21 protein-coding genes and 1 pseudogene are annotated in these 22,940 nt (G+C 62.2%); 15 read left to right on the plus strand and 7 right to left on the minus strand.

Annotated elements, in window-relative coordinates:
- Positions 1 to 3 precede the first annotated feature (3 nt).
- From IC232_RS14885 to IC232_RS14905, 5 genes are all read right to left on the minus strand, one after another.
- Positions 4 to 1,008 carry an ABC transporter ATP-binding protein gene (locus IC232_RS14885; protein WP_190845762.1) on the minus strand — a complete coding sequence of 335 codons (1,005 nt, stop codon included), beginning with the start codon at positions 1,006 to 1,008 and terminating at the stop codon, positions 4 to 6.
- A complete protein-coding gene (locus tag IC232_RS14890; protein ID WP_190845763.1) occupies positions 960 to 1,979 on the minus strand; it encodes an ABC transporter ATP-binding protein in 1,020 nt (339 codons plus the stop codon). Before IC232_RS14890 ends, IC232_RS14885 begins: the two co-directional genes overlap by 49 nt.
- Positions 1,976 to 2,887 (minus strand): ABC transporter permease, encoded by a 912-nt coding sequence (locus IC232_RS14895; RefSeq protein ID WP_190845764.1) that lies wholly within the window; start codon positions 2,885 to 2,887, stop codon positions 1,976 to 1,978. The genes IC232_RS14890 and IC232_RS14895 overlap by 4 nt, the downstream gene beginning before the upstream one ends.
- Positions 2,884 to 3,858 carry an ABC transporter permease gene (locus tag IC232_RS14900; protein ID WP_190845765.1) on the minus strand — a complete coding sequence of 325 codons (975 nt, stop codon included), beginning with the start codon at positions 3,856 to 3,858 and terminating at the stop codon, positions 2,884 to 2,886. The genes IC232_RS14895 and IC232_RS14900 overlap by 4 nt, the downstream gene beginning before the upstream one ends.
- Before the next feature lie 144 nt (positions 3,859 to 4,002).
- Positions 4,003 to 5,583 (minus strand): ABC transporter substrate-binding protein, encoded by a 1,581-nt coding sequence (locus IC232_RS14905; RefSeq protein ID WP_190845766.1) that lies wholly within the window; start codon positions 5,581 to 5,583, stop codon positions 4,003 to 4,005.
- Positions 5,584 to 5,679: 96 nt separating this feature from the next.
- Here IC232_RS14905 and IC232_RS14910 point away from each other — a divergent pair, with 96 nt between their 5' ends.
- The 9 genes and pseudogenes from IC232_RS14910 to IC232_RS14950 all read left to right on the plus strand — a co-directional run bounded on the left by IC232_RS14910 (position 5,680) and on the right by IC232_RS14950 (position 13,281).
- The gene (locus IC232_RS14910; protein ID WP_190845767.1) at positions 5,680 to 6,756 is read left to right on the plus strand and encodes a GntR family transcriptional regulator; all 1,077 of its coding nucleotides are present in this window, start codon (positions 5,680 to 5,682) and stop codon (positions 6,754 to 6,756) included.
- On the plus strand, positions 6,753 to 7,448 hold the full coding sequence (locus IC232_RS14915; protein WP_190845768.1) for a creatininase family protein: 696 nt from the start codon (positions 6,753 to 6,755) through the stop codon (positions 7,446 to 7,448). The genes IC232_RS14910 and IC232_RS14915 overlap by 4 nt, the downstream gene beginning before the upstream one ends.
- Complete coding sequence (locus tag IC232_RS14920) at positions 7,448 to 8,464, plus strand: ketopantoate reductase family protein (RefSeq protein WP_190845769.1); 1,017 nt, start codon at positions 7,448 to 7,450, stop codon at positions 8,462 to 8,464. The genes IC232_RS14915 and IC232_RS14920 overlap by 1 nt, the downstream gene beginning before the upstream one ends.
- Entirely contained in the window at positions 8,461 to 9,216 is a 756-nt protein-coding gene (locus IC232_RS14925; protein ID WP_190845770.1) for an SDR family NAD(P)-dependent oxidoreductase, read from the plus strand. Before IC232_RS14920 ends, IC232_RS14925 begins: the two co-directional genes overlap by 4 nt.
- Positions 9,217 to 9,263: 47 nt before the next feature.
- Entirely contained in the window at positions 9,264 to 10,160 is an 897-nt protein-coding gene (locus IC232_RS14930; protein WP_190845771.1) for a polysaccharide deacetylase family protein, read from the plus strand.
- Complete coding sequence (locus IC232_RS14935; RefSeq protein WP_190845772.1) at positions 10,160 to 11,212, plus strand: P1 family peptidase; 1,053 nt, start codon at positions 10,160 to 10,162, stop codon at positions 11,210 to 11,212. The genes IC232_RS14930 and IC232_RS14935 overlap by 1 nt, the downstream gene beginning before the upstream one ends.
- A 3-nt stretch (positions 11,213 to 11,215) precedes the next feature.
- On the plus strand, positions 11,216 to 12,184 hold the full coding sequence (locus IC232_RS14940) for an isoaspartyl peptidase/L-asparaginase family protein (RefSeq protein ID WP_190845773.1): 969 nt from the start codon (positions 11,216 to 11,218) through the stop codon (positions 12,182 to 12,184).
- A 93-nt stretch (positions 12,185 to 12,277) separates the two neighbouring features.
- A pseudogene (locus IC232_RS14945) lies at positions 12,278 to 12,730 on the plus strand (SDR family NAD(P)-dependent oxidoreductase); the annotation flags it as partial.
- Positions 12,731 to 12,822: 92 nt separating this feature from the next.
- The gene (locus IC232_RS14950) at positions 12,823 to 13,281 is read left to right on the plus strand and encodes a YbaK/EbsC family protein (RefSeq protein ID WP_190845775.1); all 459 of its coding nucleotides are present in this window, start codon (positions 12,823 to 12,825) and stop codon (positions 13,279 to 13,281) included.
- 63 nt (positions 13,282 to 13,344) lie between these two features.
- On the opposite strand, the gene IC232_RS14955 is transcribed toward IC232_RS14950, so the two are convergent.
- Together IC232_RS14955 and IC232_RS14960 are read right to left on the minus strand one after the other, a co-directional pair.
- Positions 13,345 to 14,493 (minus strand): glycerophosphodiester phosphodiesterase, encoded by a 1,149-nt coding sequence (locus IC232_RS14955; RefSeq protein ID WP_190845776.1) that lies wholly within the window; start codon positions 14,491 to 14,493, stop codon positions 13,345 to 13,347.
- 105 nt (positions 14,494 to 14,598) lie between these two features.
- Positions 14,599 to 15,648: an FCD domain-containing protein gene (locus IC232_RS14960; RefSeq protein WP_246812218.1), complete on the minus strand. Its 1,050-nt coding sequence runs from the start codon at positions 15,646 to 15,648 to the stop codon at positions 14,599 to 14,601.
- Positions 15,649 to 15,710: 62 nt separating this feature from the next.
- Between IC232_RS14960 and aldA the strand changes: the two genes are divergently transcribed.
- The 6 genes from aldA to IC232_RS14990 all read left to right on the plus strand — a co-directional run bounded on the left by aldA (position 15,711) and on the right by IC232_RS14990 (position 22,938).
- On the plus strand, positions 15,711 to 17,183 hold the full coding sequence (gene aldA, locus IC232_RS14965) for an aldehyde dehydrogenase (RefSeq protein ID WP_210335368.1): 1,473 nt from the start codon (positions 15,711 to 15,713) through the stop codon (positions 17,181 to 17,183).
- Between the two features lie 77 nt (positions 17,184 to 17,260).
- Entirely contained in the window at positions 17,261 to 18,241 is a 981-nt protein-coding gene (locus IC232_RS14970) for an ABC transporter substrate-binding protein (protein ID WP_190845777.1), read from the plus strand.
- A gap of 71 nt (positions 18,242 to 18,312) precedes the next feature.
- Positions 18,313 to 19,839 carry a sugar ABC transporter ATP-binding protein gene (locus IC232_RS14975; RefSeq protein WP_190845778.1) on the plus strand — a complete coding sequence of 509 codons (1,527 nt, stop codon included), beginning with the start codon at positions 18,313 to 18,315 and terminating at the stop codon, positions 19,837 to 19,839.
- A complete protein-coding gene (locus IC232_RS14980) occupies positions 19,832 to 20,833 on the plus strand; it encodes an ABC transporter permease (RefSeq protein WP_190845779.1) in 1,002 nt (333 codons plus the stop codon). The genes IC232_RS14975 and IC232_RS14980 overlap by 8 nt, the downstream gene beginning before the upstream one ends.
- Before the next feature lie 8 nt (positions 20,834 to 20,841).
- Positions 20,842 to 21,816, plus strand: coding sequence for an ABC transporter permease (locus IC232_RS14985; RefSeq protein WP_190845780.1), 975 nt, complete (start codon positions 20,842 to 20,844; stop codon positions 21,814 to 21,816).
- Positions 21,817 to 21,849: 33 nt separating this feature from the next.
- Positions 21,850 to 22,938: a mandelate racemase/muconate lactonizing enzyme family protein gene (locus IC232_RS14990; protein ID WP_190845781.1), complete on the plus strand. Its 1,089-nt coding sequence runs from the start codon at positions 21,850 to 21,852 to the stop codon at positions 22,936 to 22,938.
- The last annotated feature ends 2 nt before the right edge of the window (positions 22,939 to 22,940 follow it).

Here is a 22,940-nt window from a genome sequence, read left to right on the forward strand (position 1 = left end):
ATGTTAGTCCGTGCCGCCGGTGTTGAGATGACAGGCGGAGAAGCGGCCCGGTCCGATGGCGGCCAGTGGCGGAGCCTCCCGCTTGCAGCGTGGACCGGCGAAGGGGCAGCGGGGGTGGAAGTGGCATCCGCTCGGCGGATTGAGTGGGGATGGAATTTCGCCCGCGATGGGACGGAAGTTCTTCCGGCCAACGCCCACCCTGGGAACGCTCTCGAACAGGGCTCGGGTGTAGGGGTGGTTCGGCTGAGCATAAAGCTCAGTCGTGGGAGCCAATTCGACGATGCGGCCGAGATACATGATCGCGACCCGATCGGAGACGTGGCGCACCACGCCGAGATCATGGCTGATGAAGATGCCCGTCAAATCGAGATCCCGGCGAAGATCCATGAACAGATTGAGCACCTGAGCCTGGATCGAAACGTCCAGAGAGGCCACCGGCTCGTCGAGCACCAGGAGATCCGGCTTCATGGCGAGCGCACGCGCAATGGCAATGCGCTGCCGCTGACCGCCGGAGAACTGGTGCGGAAAACGACGGCGATAGCTCGGGTCGAGACCGACGCGCCCGAGCATGTCGGCCACGTAGGAATCCGCTTCGCGGCCTTTGACGATGTTATGGGCGACGGGCCCCTCGGCCACCGTGTCGCCGATCCGGATACGCGGGTTGAGGCTCGCAAAGGGATCCTGGTGGATCATCTGAACGCGGGTCGTCAGCTTCTGCGTGCGCCGCCCCTGCTCTTTGGCCACGGGCGCATTGCCGAACAGAATCTTGCCGTCGCTCGGCGTATAGATTCCGGCGATCATCCGCCCGAGCGTCGACTTCCCGCAGCCGGATTCACCGACAAGGCCCACAACTTCGCCTTTGTCAACACTGAGGCTGACATCCGTCACCGCACGCACAATCTCGGTCGACCGGCCTGCGCCGAGAAGACCGGCGATCCGCTCCCCGATATTGGGGTGCTTTACGAAGCGCTTCGATACGTGGTCGATGTCAAGGAGAGCGGCTGGCATGAAATGGGCTCGATCGGGTAATGACAGAGGGCGGTGCGTCCGTCCTCGAAATGCTGGACAGGCGGAGTTGTGGTGCAGGCAGGCCCTGCCTTGGCGCATCGAGGCGCGAAGGCGCACCCTTGCGGGAGATTGGCAAGCGACGGCGTCGACCCAGGAACCTGCGGCAGCTTTGTGCCGGGCTCGTGCTCAGCCGGAACGGAGGCCAGAAGCCCTGCCGTGTAGGGATGACGCGGCGATGCGATAACGGCGTCCGCCGGACCGCTCTCCACCACACGTCCCGCGTACATGACGCAGATATCATCGGCGAGGCTCGAGACGACGGCGAGATCGTGGGTGACCCAGACGAAAGCGGTGCCGGTCTCGTCCGCCAAGCGGCGAACCTCGGCGAGAATCTGGCCCTGGATCGAGACATCGAGCGCCGTCGTCGGCTCATCGGCGATGATGACGGCCGGGCTGTGCAGGAGCGCAATCGCAATCGCCACGCGCTGCCGCATGCCACCTGAGAGTTGATGCGGATAAGCCTCAAGACGCTCATCCGGGCTTGGAATTCCGACCTTGGCCAAAGCATCGCGTGCCTTCGCGCGGGCAGCCTTGCGAGAAACCCTGGCGTGCGCCCGCACGGCCGCGATCATCTGCGTCCCGATCTTGAGAACCGGATTCAGCGTCATCATCGGGTCTTGGAAGACCATGGCGATCTGAGCGCCACGGACCTGACGCATGGCATCGCCTTTGAGACGGGTGATGTCCTTGCCGTTCAGGAGGACCTCGCCGCCTGCGATCTTGCCGGGCGGCTCGATCAAGCCGAGGATCGAATAGCCCGTGACGCTCTTGCCGGAACCGGATTCGCCGACAAGTCCCAGGATGCGGCCACGGCCGACCTCGAAGCTGACGCCATCGACCGCCTTCAGAACGCCGGCCCGCGTCTGGAACTGTGTCTGGAGATTATTGATGCGAAGAACAGTATCGCTCATCGGCTGTTCCTCGGGTTCAGAACGCTGCGGACCTGGTCGCCTACGAGGTTGATGGCAACGACCGTCAGCATCAAGGCGATGCCCGGGTAGATCGAGATCCAGTAACGGCCCGACAGCAAAAACTGGAAGCCATTGGAGATCAGGGAGCCCAGAGAAGGCTGGGTGATCGGCAGGCCAAGGCCCAGGAAGGACAGTGTCGCTTCGAGTGCAATCGAATTCGCCACCTGCACGGTCGCCACGACGATCAGGGGCGGCAGCGCGTTGGGAAGCAGATGGCGGAACAGCACGTGGCGCGCCGGAAGTGGCGTTGAAAGCGCAGCCTCGATGTAGTCCTTGCGCCGCTCGGCGCTCGCCGCACCGTGGGTGGTGCGGGCAAAGTAGGCATATTGCGCAGCGACCAGAGCGGCAACGAGCTGCATGAGTCCCTGCCCGAGCAATGCAACCAGGACCAGCGCCAGAAGAATTGCCGGAAGAGAGAGCTGAAGGTCGATGACACGCATGATGAGAGCCTCGACGCGGCCGCCATAATAGGCTGCGATGAGGCCCACTGTGGTGCCGAGGATCAGAGCCAGGGTGCCGGCCATGACGCCAACGATCAGGCTCGTGCGCAATCCGTAGAGAATGGCAGAGAAGATGTCGCGGCCGGCGGCATCGGTGCCGAGCCAGTGGACATAGCCGCCGGAGCCGGTCTCACCGGGCTCGAGCCGGGCGTCGAACAGGTCGAGGGCCTCCTGGTTATAGGGATCCTGCGGCGCCACGAACGGTGCCAGAACGGCCATGAGAACCACGACGACCACCACGATCAGGGCAGCAACGGCCACAGGGCTTTGGCGGAAGTCGGACCAGAAGGTCGCGAACCGGCTCCAGGTCGTCTCGGCAGGCAGAGTAAGTGCGGGAGAACTGCTCATGATGCGGCCTTTACGCGAATGCGCGGATCGAGTTGGCCGTAAATCAGATCGACCACGAGATTGATCATGACGAAGAGGAACACCACGAGGATGAGATAGGCGACCATCACGGGACGGTCGAGCACTGTGATGGAATCGATGATCAGCTTGCCCATGCCAGGCCAGTTGAAGACCGTTTCCGTCACCACAGCAAAGGCAAGGGTCGAGCCGAGTTCAAGGCCAAAAACCGTCACAATCGGGATCGAGATGTTCTTCAGCACGTGGAGGCCGACCACCTTGCTCTCGGACAGGCCTTGAGCGCGGGCAAAGCGCACGTAGTCGGAACTCATCACCTCGACCGTGCCTGCCCGCGTCAGGCGAATGAGGAGACCAAGCTTGAACAAGGCAAGGTTCAGCGCTGGCAGGAGGATGTGGCTCCACCCTTCCAGCGAAGTGATCGACAGGTTCATGCCGAGCACATCCGTCGTCGGCCCACGTCCACCAGAAGGGAACCAGCCGAGTTCGACGGCGAACACCATGATCAGCAGCAGCCCGACCCAGAAGCTCGGCACGCTGAAGCCGAGGACCGAGAAGCCCATGATGGCCTTGGCGGAGAGCGAATCCGGCTTGTAGCCGGCCCACAGGCCGAGTGGGATGCCAAGGCAGGTGGCGATCAGCATCGCCGTCAGTGCGAGCTCCAGCGTCGCCGGTAACCGCGACAGGATCAGGTTGAGCACCGGCAGCCGGTAGATGAAGGACTCACCGAGATCCCCGTGGAGCATGTTGTTCATGAAAATGAAGTACTGCTCGAACAAGGGGCGATCGAAGCCGTAGCGCTGGATCAGCGCCTCGCGAAGCGCCTGATCGGATGCCGGATCGATCATCACGTCGATTGGATTGCCGATGGCATATACGCCCAGGAACACGATGATCGACATGGCGATCACGACCATGAGAGCCTGCAGGACGCGTTGAATAAGAAAACCGATCATGCTGTCTCGTAACTGGACTTGAACCTGGGAAGCCAGACGATTGCCGCCCGGCACTCCACGAACGCCACCAATGAAAAAGCCGGAGGGAAAGCTCTTTCCCTCCGGAAGCGGTCAGCCGGATCGCTCCGGCTGACAGTGTCAGGATCAGTTCTTCGGCTTGATCTCGTAAGCCAAGGTTTCCTGATCGACCCGAGACGGGATGGTCAGCATCCCCTTCTTGGCGGCCCAGACCGTCTGAATCTGTACGGTCGGGATCAGGGCACGATCGTTCATGGAGACTTCCGTCACCTTCTCGAAGAGAGCGCGACGCTTCGTATCGTCCATGGTGCGCGCGCCTTCCTGCAGCAACTTGTCCACCTCAGGGTTGGAGTAGCCCTGCTTGTTGAAGGCCCCGAGACCAACCTGCGGGTCTGCCGTGTGAACGAGCGAGCCATAGGTGTAGCTTGCCTCGCCGGTCAGCGTGCCCCAGCCGCTCATCCAAAGGGAGAATTCACCCTTCTGCTGAGCCGGGAAGAACACGGTGCCATTGAGGGCATTGGCGTTCACCTTCAGGCCTGCGCGAGCCCACATCTGCGAAAGGGCCTCACACACAGCCGCATCGCCCGGGAGGCGGTTGTTGGTGCAGTGGAAGTCGATCTCGAAGCCCTTCGGATAGCCTGCATCGGCAAGAAGCTGTTTAGCCTTCGCCAGATCATACGGGCGCTCGGGCAGGTTCTTGTTGCCGCCGAAGAAGCTGGCGGGCATCAACTGGTTGGCAGGGCGCCCCAGCCCCTCCAGCACGACGCGCACGAGCGTCTTGCGGTCGATGGCGAGATCCATGGCCTCGCGGACCTTGGGATCGCGCAGCGGGTTGGCGTCGATCTCCTTGCCGTCGACCTTGACCTTCTTCGGCAGGGTTTCCTTCACGTTGGGCGTGAGGTTCAGGAAGTAGACCGAGTCGGCCACGAAGGTGTCGACCGACTTGTCCTTCTGCATCGCGGCGTAGTCGGTGGCCGGCACGTAGTTGACGAGGTCCACTTGGCCGGATTTCATCGCCGCCATGCGGGCCGGATCGCTCGGGATCTCCTTGCGAACAACCTTCTGCCAGGGCTGCTTGCCGCCCCAATAGTTGTCGTTGCGCTCAAGGACGAGGTCACCCTTCGGCTCCCAGGACACGAACTTGTACGGACCGGTGCCAATGGCAGCCTTGCCCGAGTTGAACTGCTCGTTGCGGGCTTCCATGCCGACATTCTTCGACACCACGAAGAGGCGGATGAAGTCGTTCGGCAGGGTCGGAGCCGGAGCCTTGGTCTTCACGTGCAGGGTGTACTTGTCGGCGACCTTCGTCTCCGCAACCTGCTTCGTGTAGATGGTCATGCTCATCGGGCCGGTCACGACCGGAATACGGTCGATCGAGAACTTCACGTCCTCGGCTGTGAGCTCCGATCCGTCATGAAATTTCACGCCTTCACGGATCTTGAACTCCCAGGTCGTTTCGTCGATCGGCTTCCACGAGGTCGCAAGCCCGGGCTTCAGGCCCAGGTTCTCGTCGGACATGACGACCGTATCAAAGATATGACGCAGCGCCTCTGCTTGGCTGCCCAGGGTCGACCAATGCGGGTCGATGGAGTCGGGACCGGCACGCAGGCCCATGGTGAGAGTCTGCGCCGATACACCGCCGCTGAGAACGGTGCCAAGGACGAGAGCCGCTGCGAGTGTTCCACCCAGCTTGAAGTTTTGTTTCAATTCACTTCCCCTCTTGCTAAGACCCTGGCTTTTCGTCCAAGGTGTTCTTATCGATTAGAACGGTAGGCCCTCCGAACAAGAAAAGTCAACAGCACCTTGCCTAAAGTCCAACCAGCACCTGACGCTTATGAGGGCAGCCGTTATAGTGACACGGAACAGACCCCCGATGAGCGCATCCTCGCCAATCTCGCCGGGGCACTCGATCGCACGCTCCCGGTTCCGCTTGGCACGCAGTTGCGAGGGTTGATCGAGTTCGGAATCGCCCTGGGTGAACTGCCCACCGGCCAACGCCTGCCCTCGGTGCGCGAACTGGCAGAGCGGGCTGGGATCGCGCACATGACTGTGGCGACGGTCTACAGGGAGTTGCGCGAGTCAGGCCTCATCGAAGCGAAACCAGGGGCTGGCACCTATGTGGGAGACGGGCACAACAGTGACGGCCTGCGCTCCCATGCAATCCGCAAGATCCAACGCCGGGTCGAGATGCTCTTCAATGAGGCCGAACAGTTGGGTCTCGCCCCATCCGTCGTCTCGTCCCTGGTGAATGCCCGCGCCGCACGCGGCCCGACACCGACGCGCCCGCTACGGCTGGTTATGGTGGGCAACTTCATCGCAACGACCCAGCAATATGCCAACCGTATTCAGGAGCATCTCGGCTCTGACGATACCATTGCCGTCACGACAGTGGATGCCCTGCATGCAGGGGAGGCCTTTCCCCTGCCCTGCGACATCTGTGTGACGCTGGCGCATCGCCGCGGCGAGGTCGAGCATCTCGTGCCGAGCGGCATCCCGGTCGTCGGCTTGAGCTTCATCCCCGCTGAGGAGACGCGGGCTCAACTTGCGATGCTGGATCCTATGGCGCGGGTTGGTCTCGTGTCGGTCTTTCCCGAATTCGCTGCCTTGATGAAGCCCGGCGTCCTGCGGTTTGCGCCCCATGTGTCGACGGTCGATGTCCGGTTGATCACGGCTCCCGATCTCGCAGCCTTTCTGACCCAAATTGACGTGGCGATCTACGCTAGCGGCGCCGAGGCGACCGTGAGGAGACTTCTTCCGTCCGGTCGGCAGGCTTTGGAATTCCGCTATGTGCCGGACCCGCATGCGATCCGCGCCACGCTGCTGCCCGTGATCGAGCGCCTGCGCTCGTCGATTGTGTCTCAAGAGGAAGTGCCTTCATGAAAATCAGTGAGATGAACTGGCTTCAGGTGGAAGAATACCTGAAGACGGATGATCGCGCCGTTGTCCCGCTGGGCTGCACCGAGCAGCACGCCTACCTGAGCCTTTCCGTCGACAGCATCCTGGCTGAGCGAGTCGCCTCTGAAGCCGCTGCACCAACAGGTGTTCCGGTGTTCCCGGTTCAGGCCTATGGCATCACACCCTATTTCATGGCCTATCCGGGAACGATATCGCTGAAGGCCGACACCTACTTGCGGATCATTACGGATATCCTCGATTCTCTGAAGCGCACGGGCTTTCGCCGCGTTCTCTTCGTCAACGGTCATGGCGGCAATACGCCGGGCCATACCGCAGCCATTGAATGGATGGGCGAGAATCCCGAGTGCCGTGTGAAGTTCCACAACTGGTGGAACGCTCCGCGCACATTCGAGAAGGTGAAGGAGATCGATCCGGTCGCCTCGCACGCCTCCTGGATGGAGAATTTCCCTTGGACGCGTCTGCCCGGCATTGAGCAGCCATCGCATCAGAAGCCCATGGTCGATCTGGAACGGATGCGGACCTTCGGCCCAGAAGGCGTGCGTGAGATCCTGCAGGACGGCAATTTCGGCGGATACTTCCAGCGGCCTGACGAGGATATGAACGCCATCTGGTCGGTAGCCATCGACGAGACCCGCGCCCTGATCGAGAATTGGTGATGAACGAGAACACGATCCTGATCTGGGGCGCCGGTGCCATCGGCGGCACCCTCGGGGCCTATTTCGCCCGTGCCGGCGAGGATGTGCTGCTCGTCGACATTGTCGAGCCGCATGTGGAAACGATGAAGCGGGACGGCCTCTTGATTGAAGGTCCTGTGGAGACTTTCCGTCAGCCGGTGAGGGCCGCCATGCCCAGCGAGGTTAAGGGACAGTTCAATCGCATTATTCTCGCGGTCAAGGCTCATCACACCCGTGATGCGGTCCGCGCCCTGAAGCCGCATCTGGCGGAGAACGGCACCGTCCTCTCCGCCCAGAACGGGTTAAACGAGATCATCATTGCCGAAGAGATCGGCGTCGAGCGCACAATCGGATGCTTCGTCAACTTCGGAGCCGACTGGCTTGAGCCCGGCCGCATTCTCTTTGGCAACCGCGCGGCCGTTGCGGTCGGCGGGCTGGATGGGCAAGCGAACGAGCCAGTGCGCGACTATCACCGCCTGCTCTCGATCTTCGAACCCAAGGCCGTGCTTACCGACAACATCTGGGGCTATCTCTGGGGCAAGCTCGGTTACGGCTCCCTGCTCTTCGCAACCGCGCTGACGAATGCCTCCATGTCAGAAAATCTGGCGTCGGAACGTCACTTCCCGGTCTATTGCCGACTGGGCCAGGAAGTGATGGCGGTGGCGAAAGCCCGTGGCGTGGAGCCCCTGGGCTTTAACGGATTTAATCCCGATGCCTTCATGCCGGGAGCGGACGAAGCTGCAGCAAGACGCTCCGTCGCCGATATGGCGGAGTTCAACCGGCACACGGCGAAGACCCATTCCGGCATCTGGCGCGATCTCGCGGTGCGCAAGCGCAAGACTGAGGTCGATGCGCAGATTGCCATCATCGGCACCCTCGGACAGGAGGCGGGCATCCCCACGCCTGCCATCGATAAGCTGGTCGCCCTGATCCACGACATCGAGGATGGCCGCCGCGAACAGTCCTGGTCCACGCTCGACGAGATGCTCACCCTATGAAACTCGACTTCACCAACCGCCGCGTCGCCGTCACCGGAGCCGCACAGGGCATCGGGCGCAGCATCGTCCAGTCTCTTGCGGCCGAGGGCGCTCATGTGTGGGCACTTGATCTCGATGAAGCCGGTCTGCGCGTAGCCACTGAGGCTGGTGCCAAGGCAACCCGCACCCTCGACCTTGCGGATCGCGCCGCGGTTGCCGGGGTTTTCGCCGATATGGCGGCTTCGCTCGGTGGCATCGACATCCTCGTCAACTGCGCCGGGGGCGTCCGGGGTCAGGTGGCGAGGCCCATTGAGGAGGTAAGCGAGCAGGACTGGCTGGTTTTATTCGAGGCCAATGTGCATGGCGCCTTCTGGTGCTCGCAGGCGGCGGCTCCGCACATGAAACGGGGTAAATTCGGGCGCATCGTGAACATCTCGTCCGGCGCCGGACTGCGCCCAAGCCTCACCGGCATTCAGGCCTACACGGCCTCCAAGCATGCGCTGGTCGGTTTAACGAAACAGCTCAGCTTCGAGCTCGGCCCTTTTGGGATCACCGTGAACAGCGTGGCGCCTGGTTTCGTGCTCTCGAACCCTGCCACGCAACGTCAGTGGGAGAGCTATGGGCCGGAGGGTCAGGCGCGCCTCGTAGAGAGCATTCATACCCGCCGCCTGGGCTATCCGGAGGATATTGCCAACGCCGTGATGTTCCTGGCCTCCGATGCAGCAGCCTGGATCTCGGGCCAGATCATCTCGGTGGACGGCGGACGTTCCTGAACTATTGCCGCCCCTCAGACTACGTCAGACAAGGAACTGAGAGCATCATGGACGATATGAGCAACCAGCCCTGGACATGGGATGAGCAGACCTGGCGCAACAAGGTGGACCATGTGCGCGCCGGCCGCTCGTTGAAGCCTGCCCGGTGGAAGAACGGCGCCCGCTGCGCCGTCGCTCTCTCCTTCGACTCCGATCATGAGACGAACGAGTTGCGTGATGGCGGAAAATCCATTGGTCGCATGTCCCAAGGCCAGTACGGCAACCGCCAGGGTGTGCCACGCATCCTGAACGCCCTTGCCAAGCATGATGCCAAGGCGACGTTCTTCGTGCCGGCCGTCGCCGCGCTGCTTTATGAGGATGAACAGCGTCGGGTTGTGGCAGAGGGCCACGAGATCGGAATCCATGGCTGGATCCACGAACTCAACAGCCAGCTCCCATATGAGATCGAACGCGACTTGATGTTCCGGGCAGCGGATACCCTGGAAAAGATCACAGGCGTGCGCCCGGTTGGCCTGCGCACCCCCTCATGGGACTTCAGCCCCAGCACGTTGCGGATCGAGCGCGAACTCGGCCTGCTGTACGATTCCTCGCTGATGGCCGACGATGACCCATATGAGTTGCTCGAACAAGGCGAGCCAACAGGAATCGTGGAGCTGCCGGTGGAATGGATTCGCGACGACGCGGTCTATTTCAACATGCACCGCTTCAACGGCCTTCGCCCACACACGCCGCCGACTGCGGTATACGACATCTTCTTTCGGGAGTTCGAGCGAGCCTATGAGGAAGGCGGCCTGTTCCTCTTGACCATGCATCCCCACGTGACCGGCTACCGCTCGCGCATCTGGATCCTGGAAAAGCTCCTGGAGGAAGTCACCCGGCGCTCTGACGTATGGGTGGCAACCCATGCGGAAATTGCTGCTTTCGTGAAGGAGCAGGGCCTCTGATGCAGCATTCTGTCCGTGCCCGCGATGTCGGCTTGGCCTGCGGCACTCTGCCGACAGGCGAGTTGAACAGCATTGCGGACGTGCCGGGTGTTCGTGTCGGCCATCGAACCCTCGCGCATGGGGAGATCCGCACCGGGGTGACGGCCGTCGTTCCCCATGGCGGCAATCTCTACCGCGAGAAGCCGGTGGCGGCCGTTCATGTGCTTAACGGATTCGGGAAGAGCGCCGGTTTGGTGCAGGTGGAGGAGCTGGGCGCGATCGAGACCCCGATCCTTCTGACCAACACTCTCTCGGTCGGCACCTGCTGCACAGCCCTGGTGCGCCATGCGATTGAGCACAACCCGGATATCGGCCGGGAGACCGCCACGGTGAATCCGGCCGTGTTCGAATGCAACGACGGCTATCTCAACGACATCCAGGCGCTCGCCGTCACCGAAGACGATGCGCACGCCGCTCTGGCAAACGCCTCCTCTCGTTTCGATGTCGGCTCGGTGGGTGCCGGCTGCGGCATGAGCACCTTCGGCTTCAAGGGCGGCATCGGCACCTCGTCCCGGCGCCTTGACCTTGACGGGCATAGCTATCATTTGGGCGTGCTCGTTCTTTCCAATTTCGGACGATCTGGCGATCTGCGCCTTCCCGACGACAGGGTCATCGCCCCACCTGAAATTCAGACGGAGCGACGTGACGCGGAGAAAGGTTCGATCATTATCATCGCGGCTACGGACATTCCGTTGAGCGACCGGCAGCTCAAGCGCGTCATCCGCCGCTCCGGCGTCGGACTCGCACGTCTCGGATCCTTCTGGGGTCACGGCAGCGGCGACATCGCGCTCGGCTTCACGACGGCTAATGTTCTCTCGCACGACGAGAAGGCGGCCCTGGTCGATATCCGCATCCTGAACGAGAATCGCATCGATCTGCTCTTCGAGGCGATGGCCGATGGCACGCAGGAGGCTGTTCTCGATGCTCTCATCGCCGCCGGCTCCATGACCGGTCGCGACGGACATCACCGCCCAGCTCTTATCAACACTCTTTCACTCTCATCGGACGCCTGACCCATGACCAGCACCACATCCGAGGAATTCGCCCTCTCCATCCATGGCGGCGCAGGAACGATCCTGCGCAGCAAGATGACGCCGGAACGGGAGGCGGCCTATCACGCCGGTTTACGCCGCGCGCTTGAAGCTGGGCGTGTCGTTCTCGCCTATGGCGGAACCGCGCTCGATGCAGCCACCGCCGCCGTAATGGCTCTCGAGGACGAGCCGCTCTTCAATGCCGGACGCGGCGCGGTCTATACGTCTGCCGGCAAGCAGGAGATGGATGCGGCCGTCATGGACGGGCGCGACCGCTCCGCCGGCGCCGTTGCCGGGATCTGCGGCCCGCGCAATCCGGTTCTTGCCGCCCGGGCCGTCATGGAGCATTCCGGCCACGTGCTGCTCATCGGCGAAAGCGCCCTGGAGTTCTGCCGCCGCCAGGGATTGGCCTTCGAGGAGGCGTCCTACTTCTTTACCGAGCAACGCTGGCAGGCCCTGCAGGAGACGCTTGCAATGCGCCAGAGCGGGGCGGACGACCAGGACGAATCGCGCAAGCACGGTACGGTGGGTGCGGTGGCTCGCGACCGACAGGGCAATCTCGCGGCGGCCACGTCCACCGGCGGGATGACGGCGAAGGCCCCTGGACGTGTTGGCGACAGTCCCGTGATCGGCGCCGGAACCTGGGCGGACAACGAGACCTGCGCCGTGTCGGCCACGGGTCATGGTGAGATCTTCATCCGCTATGCAGCGGCCCACGAGATCGCCTCCCGCCTGCGCTATGCTGGCCAGACCTTGGACCAAGCATCGCGTGCCGTCGTGGTTGATATGCTCGCTCCAGCAGGCGGCTCGGGCGGCATTATTGCTGTGGACCGCGCCGGCAACGTGTCCCTGCCCTTCAACTGCTCCGGGATGTATCGGGGTGTCGTCAGACAGGACGGCAGGCTCCTCACGGGCATCTACGACGAACCCCTTATCGAGTTCCAGAAGAACTAACTTCGCTGAAAATCGAACCTAAGAACCCGGTTCACGGCCGATGATACAGCCCTATATGCCCCTCCCAATCCGTCCGAGCAGAGGAGACCGCGCATGACACTTAACGACAATCCTGTCTGGTTCATTACAGGTTGCTCTACCGGGTTCGGGAGGGAGCTCGCCCAGATTGTACTGCGCCGAGGCTGGCGCGCGGTGGTGACGGCTCGCGATGTCGGCAGGGTGCAGGATCTAACACAGGGACATGAGGATAACGCCCTCGCCTTGCCTCTTGACGTCAACAAAGCTGATCAGATCGCCTCTGCTTTGAAAGCGGCCGAGGACCGCTTCGGATCGATCGACGTGCTGGTGAACAATGCCGGTTACGGCTACCAGTCTTCCATCGAGGAAGGCGACGATGACGAGATCCGCGCCCAGTTCGACACCAACTCCGGCTACTACGCGGCAACCAAGCATGCGGTGACCCGTGCCGTGTTGCCCGGCATGCGGACCCGCCGTCGCGGGCACATCGTCAACATCTCATCCCAGGCAGGCTTTATCGGCTTCGCGGGCCCGGCAGGATGGTGGCTATCATGGGGTCGTCCTTACCCCTATGAGGGACGCCTCCATATCCCAATCATCCTGAAGGGAGCCCACTGGCCATGAGCCTTGAATCCGTTCGCGCATTTCTCACTCAGAACGCACCGGATATCGAGATCATCGAAATGGAAACCAGCACCGCCACCGTTGCTCAAGCGGCGGAAGCTCACGGCGTCGGGCCGGAGAAAATCGCCAAGACTCTGTCCTTGAGAGTCGGCGAGAGAAGCTTCCTCGTGGTCACGAGCGGCACAGCGCGGCTCGACAACAAGAAGGTCAAGGCGGCCTTTGGCGGCAAGGCGTCGATGCTTGACGCCGAGCAGGTCCAGGCGCTGACTGGACATCCTGTTGGGGGCGTCTGCCCCTTCGGCCTAGCAACGCCCCTGCCCGTCTATTGCGACATCTCGCTGAAGGCTTTCGACGAGGTCGTGCCGGCTGCGGGCTCTATTCACACAGCCGTACGGATCCATCCGCAGCGCATGGCCGACCTTGTCGGCGCTGACTGGGTCGATGTTTGCCAGTAGCATCCTGCACATACAAAAAGCCCGGCATCATCCGATGCCGGGCTTCTCGAAACGTCCTGACGATCAGCGCGCCTTAAGGGCGGTATCGGGGAAATCGCTGAACAACCCGTCGATGCCGAGAGCATAGAATGCCTTGTACTCGGCCGCCGGGTCGCCCTTGAAAGTCGAGGCCAGGCGCTTGGGCTCGTTGCGGAAGGTCCAGGTGAAGACCTGGAGGCCAGCGGCGTGAGCATCCTTCACGACGCTGGATGGTTGGGCAAGAACACGGTCCTGCTCATCCGCCTTTCCGTCGCCGTTCAGGTCGTCCGCCTTGCCGTCGTTGTTCTGGTCAACTTGCTTGGTCGGGAGGATGTAGGGCTTCCACGGCGACAGAATGTCAGCGTAGGACTTCACCTCGGCCAAACCTTCCTTCGTCAGAAGGTCCTTGTAGGTGCGTTTGTCGCCGACAACGACGAAATCATAGGGTTGTGCATAGGGCGCGCTGAGAACGATGTTGCCGTCCTTGTCCACGTCCTCTGCGTCCAGCAGCTGCGCCAGCCTCACGTCGATCCGCGTGTTCAGGTACTTCAGGTTCGCCACCTCGAAACTCTGGATGACCACCGGGGCGGATGCGTCGGCCCAGCCCGCCTCCTTCAGAACATTCACCAGCCGATCTTCCATCGGCAGGCCGAGGGCCGCATGGAAAGTCGAATGCTTGGTCTCTGGAGCGATGCCGACGGCTTTCCCTCTTGCAGCACCTTCCTTCTTGGCGAGATCGATCACCTCCTGCAAGGTCGGAACCTGGAATTGGCCGTTCTTCGACTGATCGCGGTCGGTCATGGCCTGCTTGGCGCGAAGTTGCTTGATCTCGGCAAGGGTGAAGTCGCTGGCGAACCAATCGTTCGTATCCACGCCATCGACCTTGCGGGTCGTCTTGCGGGACGCAAATTCAGGCCGGTTCGCCACATCGGTCGTGCCGCTCAGCATCGGCTCGTGGCGTGCAATCAGCACGCCGTCTTTCGTCACGACAAGATCGGGTTCGATGTAGTCGGCCCCCATATCGATGGCCATCTTATAGGCTTCGAGCGTATGCTCGGGCAGATAGCCGCTGGCGCCGCGATGGGCGACCACGATGGTCGGCGCGCCCGTCAATGTCTTTTCCTGAGCTTGAGATGATCCGATCATCGCAGGCAGAATGGCAGTCACGGATCCGAGCAGTGCAAGATAGTTCATGGTCTCTCCTCCTGGACAGGTCTCTAGCGACGCTTCTGTGACGCCGTGATGACCATCCCATCGCTGCAACTATCGCAGCCGTCATCCGATGCAACAAGCGCTGGTTCAGCTATCAGATGGAAAGGTTGATCTCACGAATTCCCATGCTGCGACCAGATGGCGGCGCATGGCTTCCTCCGCGTTGTCGGGGTCGCGGGCTAGAATGGCTTCAAAGATGGCCTCGTGCCCGGCGCAGTTCATCTGATCGATTCCGGCACCGCGCTTCATCGAACGCCAATGCTGGGTCAGCCAATCCACATAGGCCTTGTGGATCGCCGGGTAGATCGGATTACCAGGGATTCGATAGAGCACCGCGTGAAAAGCAGCGTCGGTCTCATCGAACAGGGTCGAATTGCCGATTGCCTCCCGGTTGGCATCGAGAGCCACCCGGAGGTCTTCGAGGTCGTCGCGCCGCGCATGCTTCGCAGCCCAGCGCGCCAGCGCTGTCTCGATGAAAATCCGGGTCTCGAAGAGATTCCAAACACCCTTCCGATCGATCATGAGATGACCGACGAGATTACCGACCTTATCGACGGCTATCTCATAATCAGGCTTCCGGACGATAGGACGATGCCCGAGGCGCGTTTCGACAAGGCCACGATTCGCGAGCGAAACGATCGCCTCTCGAATGGCTGCCCGGCTCACGCCATAGCGCTGCATCAGGTCGCGTTCGGCCGGAAGGCGTTCGCCCTCTTGCAGACCACCCGTTTCGATCATCCGCACCAGTTCGGCTGCCACTGCATCTGACCGCCGCGCTCCTGCCCCCATCGCCGCGCGGCCATGCAGCTTCTCGCTCTGGTCCATGCTCCCCTCGTGCTTGTCCTTCAGCCCTTGGCGCGACGTCAGCGCCAGACAAAGCTGACCTAAAGACAGGTGAGCGTAGCATATGGTCTGACCAAAATCCATCAACCCGCGACTGAAGCGCCCAACATCCGCCTGAATCAGCCAGCAAAACCGCAACATCGAAGCCGATGGGCAAGCGATGATGGGCCTTGACAGCTCACGACTGGCTGACCATCCTGATTTCGGTCGAACCAAATAGATCAGAAACTGACGTTTGGTTTGACACTGCTCCGCTTGAGCAAACAGGGAGAGAGACTGGTGACGCCATTGCAAGGCACCCCGCTGTCGAACTCTAACCCGCAGCTCCTCATGAGGGGATCTGGTGAGGGTCGGCCATGACCAGTTCGACTCAGGTTGGCCGCCCCGAGGCTGTGACCCACTACCGGATGTATATCGACGGAGCCTGGACCGAAGGCCGGTCGACAGGACGATCCGAGGTCGAGAACCCAGCCAACGAAGTCGTCTTTGCCTCCGTGCCGGCGGGAACAGCCGAGGACGCGACCGATGCCTTGGAGGCCGCACGCCGCGCACAACCGGCGTGGGCTGCCCTTCCGCCCATCGTCCGTGCCGGCTACGTGTCTGATCTTGCGGCAGCGGTGAAACGCGACAAGGCACATCTCGCCCGCATCGTGGTGCTTGAGCAGGGCAAGCCCCTGAACCAGGCCGAAGGCGAGATCGATGCCGTCATTACCTTCCTGACCTTCGCAGCCGAGAGCGCGCGCCGTATCGAAGGCGATATTCTGCCGTCCGACTTCCAGAACGAGGAAGTCTGGATCCGGCGTGTGCCCTTTGGTGTGGTGGTCGGCTTGACAGCCTGGAACTATCCGGCAGCCTTGGCGGCACGAAAGATCGGCCCGGCCCTCGTGGCCGGCAACACAATGGTGGTGAAGGGACACGAGTCCACGCCCCTCTCTGCGCTTGAGATTGCACGCCTCGCGCATGAAGTCGGAATCCCGAAGGGCGTGCTTAATGTGGTGACAGGCGACGGACGCACGGTGGGTGATGCGCTGGTACGCTCCCCGATCAGCGCCATGATCACCATGACGGGCAGCGTCCGCGCCGGGCGGGAGATCTATGCGGCCGGCGCGCATGAGCTGAAGGTCGTCCGTCTCGAACTCGGCGGCAAGGCACCCTTCATCGTGCTCGACGATGCGGATATCGAAGCGGCCGTGGATGCCGCTATCGTCTCCCGCTTCACCAATTGCGGGCAGATCTGCACCTGCAACGAACGCATGTATCTGCACCGCGATATTGCGGAGCCCTTCCTCGACAAATTCGTGACTCGCGTGAAGCAGATGCGGCTCGCCGACCCAATGACCAACCCCGACATGGGGCCGAAGGTGAATCGGCCTGAGGTCGACAAGGTCGAGGAGATCGTGAACGACGCCATCGCGGCTGGCGCCGAGGTTCTCGCTGGCGGGCGCCGCCTGACGGAGGGAGACTTCTCTCGCGGTCATTGGTTCGAGCCGACAGTGCTGCGGGTCGATACCAACAAGGCTTCGGTCATGCAGCGGGAGATCTTCGGTCCGGTCGCGCCGGTCATGACGGTCGATAGTTTCGAACAGGCGCTCAGTTTCGCCAATGACAGCAGCTATGGCCTGTCTGCCTATATCTACACGAACGATCTGCGCCGGGTGATGCGCCTCTCCCGGGAGCTCGCCTTCGGTGAGCTCTATGTCAACCGTCCCTGCGGAGAACTCGTCCAGGGCTTCCATAGCGGCTGGAAGCACTCGGGCCTCGGCGGCGAAGACGGCAAGTACGGTTTCGACGGATATCTGCGGAAGCAGACGACTTATGTCCGTTGGTGACGACCCGTAGCCAGAAAGGGTTGCGGCAAAAGCTCAAGAACCCCGAAAAGGGGCATCAAAAAACCTGATGGAGGAAGATGATGCTGAGAAGGACTTTCCTTACGCTCGCGACCGGTGTTGCTGCCATTGGTCTGGGACTTGGCGGCGTGTCCGCGCAGGAATTGCCCAAGCTGAAGCAGAAAGAGAAGTACAAGGTCGGCTTCGCCCAGACCGAGTCGAACAACCCGTGGCGCATCGCGCAGACGGAGAGCATGAAGGCTGAAGCCGCCAAGCTAGGGCACCAGCTTGTCTACACCGACGCAGCCGGTTCCGCGGCCAAGCAGGTGGCCGACGTCAACTCGATGATCGCTCAAGGCGTCGATCTGATCTTCCTCGCCCCCCGCGAGGAGAAGCCCCTGATCCCGGCCGTCATGGCGGCCAAGCGCGCTGGCATTCCGGTCGTCCTGCTTGACCGCAACGTGGACCAGAGCCTCGCAAAAGCGGGCCGGGATTACGTGACCTTCATCGGCTCGGACTTTGTGGACGAAGGCAAGCGCGCGGCTGAGGCACTGACCAAGGCTATGAACGGAAATGCCAAGATCATTCAGCTCGAGGGCACCACGGGCTCCTCGCCGGCCAACGATCGCCGCAAGGGTTTTGAAGACTACATCAAGGCCCATTCAGGCATGAAGGTGGTCGCATCGCAATCCGGCGACTTCGCCCGCGACAAGGGCCGTCAGGTGGCGGAGACGCTGCTGCAGGCTCACCCTGATGCAACGGCCATCTACGCCCACAACGACGAAATGGCCATCGGTGCGATTGCAGCCCTTGAAGCGGCCGGCAAGAAGCCCGGCAAAGACGTGATCGTCGTCTCGATCGATGGCACCCGCGATGCGTTGCAGGCTATTATCGACGGCAAGATGCTCGCCACCGTGGAGTGCAATCCGAAGTTCGGACCGAAGGCCTTCGAGACCCTTGCCCGCTACGCCAAGGGCGAGCAGATCGAGCCGTGGGTGGTCAACACCGACCGGTTCTTCGACAAGTCGAACGCGACCCAGCTCATCGCAGACGCTTACTAAAACCCGAAAGGCGCTGCCCGTGACATGCGGCAGCGCCTTTCTTGTATGAATAAACCATGAACGGAGCTTCCATGGCGCCGCTTCTTTCCATGCAGGGCATCGACAAGCGCTTCGCCGGCATACCGGCTCTGCGCTCGGCTGAGCTCGTGGTGGAGAAGGGCGAGGTTCATGCACTGATCGGCCAGAACGGCGCCGGCAAATCCACCATGATCAAGATACTAACCGGCTACTACAGGAAGGATGCCGGTGAGATCCTGTTCGACGGTAAGCCGGTGGAGTTCTCCTCTCCACAGGATGCGCAGCGCTCCGGCATCAGCACGATCTACCAGGAGATCAACCTCGTACCCTATCGGTCCGTGACGGAGAACATCTGCCTCGGTCGTGAGAAGCGCCGCTTCGGTCTTCTCGACTGGTCCGCCATGCACGAGGAGGCGCGCACCCTCCTCGCCCGGTTCAAGATCGACATCGACGTGCGCCGCCCGCTCATGGTTTATCCCACTGCCGTGCAGCAGATGGTCGCCATCGCCCGCGCCATCGGTTTTGAGGCCAAGCTGGTCATCATGGACGAGCCCACCTCCTCCCTCGACGAGCGCGAGGTCGAGGTACTGTTCGGAGTGATCCGTCAGCTCAGGGAAACCGGCGTTTCGGTGATCTTCGTGAGCCATAAGCTCGACGAACTCTATGCCGTGTGCGACCGGGTCACCATCATGCGTGATGGCCGCACCGTGCAAGTCGCCCCGATGGACCAACTCTCCCGGCTCGATCTCGTCACCTCCATGCTCGGGCGCGAGCTGTCGCAGGTTCTGCACGAGGGCCACGACACGGCCGATGCAGATGGGGTGGGTGAGCCTGTGCTGAAGGTCCGGAATCTTGCGGTCGGCCGCAAGGTCCGTGATGTCAGATTCGAAGTCCTGCCTGGGGAGATCGTCGGTCTCGCCGGGCTTCTGGGCGCGGGACGAACGGAATCCGTTCGTGCCGTGTTCGGAGCCGACAAACCGGGCGCTGGCACCATCGGCTTCGCAGGGCGCGAGAATGCCATCGCGGCACCTTCGGATGCCATCCGGGCAGGCATGGGCTTCTGCTCTGAAGATCGCAAGCTCGAGGGTATCATTCCCGATATGTCCGTGCGCGAGAATCTGACGCTTGCCCTCATGCCGCAGCTGGCCCGGCGCGGTATCGTGGATGAGGCTCGTAGCCGAGAGATCGTCGACCGTTTCATCAAGCGTCTCGGCATCCGTTGCGCCGGTCCGGAACAGCGGATCCGTGAACTCTCCGGCGGTAACCAGCAGAAGGTCCTGCTGGCTCGCTGGCTCTGCATGAATCCCAAACTCCTCATTCTGGACGAACCGACCAGAGGCATCGATGTCGGCGCGAAAGCCGAAATCCTCAGCCTGATCCGGGAGCTGGCCGGACAGGGTCTTGGCGTCCTGATGATCTCCTCGGAACTAGAGGAGGTCGTGGAGGCGGCCAGCCGAATTTTCGTGCTCCGCGACGGCCGCACTGCAGCCGAGCTGAAGGGCGATGCCGTGAACGAGCAGAGTGTGATGGCCGCCATGGCCCATGGGCACGAGAGCACCCAGGGAGGTGTTCATGGCTGACACCGCTACCACCCTGCCTCCGGCACATGGAGCACCTCGCTTTGATGTCAGAAACATCCTGACCCGCTACGGTGCCTGGATTGCCCTGGCGCTCCTGATTTTGGTGAACCTCGCCATCACCCCGAACTTTGCCACGTGGCAGACGCTCAACGTCAACCTCACACAGGTCTGCGCGATCGTGATCGTCGGGGTTGGGATGACCCTTGTCATCGCCACGGGCGGCATTGATCTCTCGGTCGGTGCTCTTATGGCCATTGCTGGGGCGCTGGCACCGCTGATCTTCCTCGGCAAGCTCTTCCCCCTGCCCCACCCGGCCGTCGGCATCGCGCTGGCCTTCGTCGTGCCGGTTCTCGTCGCGGCAGCACTCGGGTGGTTCAATGGCTGGCTGGTGACGCGCCTGCGCATCCAGCCGATCATCGCCACCCTCGTGCTCTTCATCGCCGGGCGCGGCATCGCCCAAGTTTTTACCAACGGCAATCTGCAGGTCTTCAACCTGCCGAGCTTCCAGTTCATCGGTCTTGGGCGCGTCTTCGGCATCCCGTTTCAAGCCATCCTGATGATCATCATCGTGGCAGCAGCAGCCTGGATGCTCAGGCGGACAGTCTTCGGCCGACAGATCCTCGCCATCGGCGGCAATGAGAAGGCCGCCCGCTTGTCCGGCATTCACGTAGCGTCCGTGAAGCAGCGGGTCTATCTGATCAGCGGCCTTCTCTCCGGCATCGCGGGTCTGATCGTTATCGCCCGCAACTCAGCCGCAGATGCCAATCTCGTCGGTCTCGGCATGGAGCTCGATGCCATCGCGGCAGTAGCAGTGGGCGGTACGCTCCTCACCGGCGGGCGGGCCACGGTCATCGGCACTTTGGTCGGCGCGCTGATCATCCAGCTCGTCCGGTATACGCTCTTGGCGAACGGCGTTCCCGACGCGGCCGCACTTGTGGCGAAAGCCGCCATCATTGTGCTGGCCGTGTGGTTGCAGCGGCAGAGCCATCGCTGAGGTCGCCGATGAGCACATTTCCACTCAAACTCTTCCAAGGGATCGGACGCTACGGCGTGCTCCTCGCCCTCATCGCCTTGATCCTTTTCGGATGGCTGCGCTACGAGAATTTCCTAGGCGCCTTCAACGTGCTCTCGGTGCTGCGCTACAATAGCATGTTCGCCCTGGTGGCGCTCGGGATGTGCTTCGTCATCATCACCGGGGGGATCGATCTCTCGGTGGGATCGACGGCAGCCCTCGGCAGCGTCGTTGCCGCCCTGCTTTCCTCCTATGGCGTTATGCCCGGACTGCTCGGAGGACTGGCAGCCGGACTGGCGGTCGGCGCCTGCAACGCCTTCATCATCACGCGGCTCAATATACTGCCCTTCATCGCCACCCTTGCCACCATGCTGGCCGCAAGCGGCTGCGCGCTGCTATTGGCCGGCAACCAGTCGGTCTCTGTCTCCTACGAGACGGGCTTCGTCGAACTCGGCCAGGGCGATTTCCTCGGCTTTCCCATTCCAGCCTGGATTGCAATAATCGCGTATCTTCTCGGCTCCCTCATTCTCAATTTCACCTCCTTTGGACGCACCGTGCTTGCGATCGGCGGCAACGAGGATGCGGCGCGTCTCATGGGGCTGCCGGCCCAGCGGGCGAAGGCGCTCGTGTATCTGGCGAGCGGCGGCCTTGCAGGCCTTGCAGGCGTGATCCTCGCGGCACAATTTGGTGCCGGCCAACCCATCGAAGGCGTCGGCTGGGAGCTGTTCGCCATTGCGGCCGTGGTCGTCGGCGGCACGCTGCTGACTGGCGGCGTCGGCTCCGTCGGCTCGACGCTGGCCGGCGTGCTCCTGCTAGGCCTGATCTTCAACATCCTGAATTTCGAGAACGGCCTCGGCTGGATCAGCCTCTCGGCCTACTGGCAATCAGTCATCCGTGGCGCGTTCCTGCTGCTCGTCGTCGCCATCCAAGCCCGGCTGAGCATGCGCACGGAAGAGGCTGCCTGACGGCGACACATTCAATTATCGAGAAGGACAATCATGCCCCGGATCACCTCCATCGAACCCGGCTTTTACCGCATCCCGCTGCCGACCGTACTGACCGATTCCATGCATGGCGAGATGCGTGCCTTCGAGCTCAACACGGTGCGCATCCGCGATTCCGACGGCGCCGAGGGCGTCGGCTACACCTTCACGGTCGGGCGCAACGGTGCTGCCATCGACACGATCCTCGCTCGAGAGCTGCCCGAGATCATGGATGGCGAAGAGGCAGATGAGATCGAGCGCCTCTGGCACAAGGCCTGGTGGGCCCTCCATTACGGCGGCCGCGGCGGCCCGACGGTCCTGGCGATCTCGGCTTTCGACATGGCCCTGTGGGACCTCAAGGCCAAACGTGCGAACCTCCCGCTCTGGAAGGCACTTGGGGGCTTTGACCCCAAAGTGCCCTGCTATGCCGGCGGCATCGATCTAGACCTGCCTCTCGACAAGCTCCTGCGCCAGACGGACGACAACCTCGGGAAAGGATTTCGCGCCATCAAGATGAAGGTCGGGCGCGCTAACCTGTTTGAGGATGTGGAGCGGGTGAAGGCGATGCGCGAGCATCTTGGCGCCGGTTTCCCGCTCATGGTGGATGCGAACATGAAGTGGAGCGTCGACGGCGCCATCCGTGCGGCGCGCGCGCTCCAGCCCTTTGACCTCACCTGGCTCGAAGAGCCGACCATTCCCGACGATCCGGCGGGCCACGCCCGCATCGTGCGCGAGGGCGGGCTGCCGATTGCAGCCGGCGAGAACCTGCGCACGCTCTGGGAGTTCAAGCTCTACGTGGCCGGCGGCGCGGTCACATATCCTGAGCCGGACGTTACCAATTGCGGCGGCGTGACCCCGTTCATGAAGATCGCCCATCTGGCCGAGGCCTTCAACCTCCCGGTGACCAGCCACGGCGCCCATGACGTGACCGTGCACCTCCTCGCTGCCTGCCCCAACCGCTCCTATCTCGAAGCCCACGGCTTCGGACTTGAGCGCTATATCGCCGAACCCTTGCAGATTCAGGATGGCTTCGCCCTGGCGCCCGATCGCCCTGGCCATGGCATTGCCTTCGATTGGAGCGGTCTCGACAAGATTAGGGCCTGAGG

The sequence above is a fragment of the Microvirga sp. genome (genome assembly GCF_014699075.1).
Taxonomy (GTDB): domain Bacteria; phylum Pseudomonadota; class Alphaproteobacteria; order Rhizobiales; family Beijerinckiaceae; genus Microvirga.

Coding starts and splice junctions, on each gene's coding strand:
- IC232_RS14885 (WP_190845762.1), bottom strand. CDS start 1,008: ATGCCAGCCGCTCTCCTTGACATCGACCACGTATCGAAGCGCTTCGTA.
- IC232_RS14890 (WP_190845763.1), bottom strand. CDS start 1,979: ATGAGCGATACTGTTCTTCGCATCAATAATCTCCAGACACAGTTCCAG.
- IC232_RS14895 (WP_190845764.1), bottom strand. CDS start 2,887: ATGAGCAGTTCTCCCGCACTTACTCTGCCTGCCGAGACGACCTGGAGC.
- IC232_RS14900 (WP_190845765.1), bottom strand. CDS start 3,858: ATGATCGGTTTTCTTATTCAACGCGTCCTGCAGGCTCTCATGGTCGTG.
- IC232_RS14915 (WP_190845768.1), top strand. CDS start 6,753: ATGAAAATCAGTGAGATGAACTGGCTTCAGGTGGAAGAATACCTGAAG.
- IC232_RS14920 (WP_190845769.1), top strand. CDS start 7,448: ATGAACGAGAACACGATCCTGATCTGGGGCGCCGGTGCCATCGGCGGC.
- IC232_RS14925 (WP_190845770.1), top strand. CDS start 8,461: ATGAAACTCGACTTCACCAACCGCCGCGTCGCCGTCACCGGAGCCGCA.
- IC232_RS14930 (WP_190845771.1), top strand. CDS start 9,264: ATGGACGATATGAGCAACCAGCCCTGGACATGGGATGAGCAGACCTGG.
- IC232_RS14935 (WP_190845772.1), top strand. CDS start 10,160: ATGCAGCATTCTGTCCGTGCCCGCGATGTCGGCTTGGCCTGCGGCACT.
- IC232_RS14940 (WP_190845773.1), top strand. CDS start 11,216: ATGACCAGCACCACATCCGAGGAATTCGCCCTCTCCATCCATGGCGGC.
- IC232_RS14950 (WP_190845775.1), top strand. CDS start 12,823: ATGAGCCTTGAATCCGTTCGCGCATTTCTCACTCAGAACGCACCGGAT.
- IC232_RS14955 (WP_190845776.1), bottom strand. CDS start 14,493: ATGAACTATCTTGCACTGCTCGGATCCGTGACTGCCATTCTGCCTGCG.
- aldA (WP_210335368.1), top strand. CDS start 15,711: ATGACCAGTTCGACTCAGGTTGGCCGCCCCGAGGCTGTGACCCACTAC.
- IC232_RS14970 (WP_190845777.1), top strand. CDS start 17,261: ATGATGCTGAGAAGGACTTTCCTTACGCTCGCGACCGGTGTTGCTGCC.
- IC232_RS14975 (WP_190845778.1), top strand. CDS start 18,313: ATGGCGCCGCTTCTTTCCATGCAGGGCATCGACAAGCGCTTCGCCGGC.
- IC232_RS14980 (WP_190845779.1), top strand. CDS start 19,832: ATGGCTGACACCGCTACCACCCTGCCTCCGGCACATGGAGCACCTCGC.
- IC232_RS14985 (WP_190845780.1), top strand. CDS start 20,842: ATGAGCACATTTCCACTCAAACTCTTCCAAGGGATCGGACGCTACGGC.
- IC232_RS14990 (WP_190845781.1), top strand. CDS start 21,850: ATGCCCCGGATCACCTCCATCGAACCCGGCTTTTACCGCATCCCGCTG.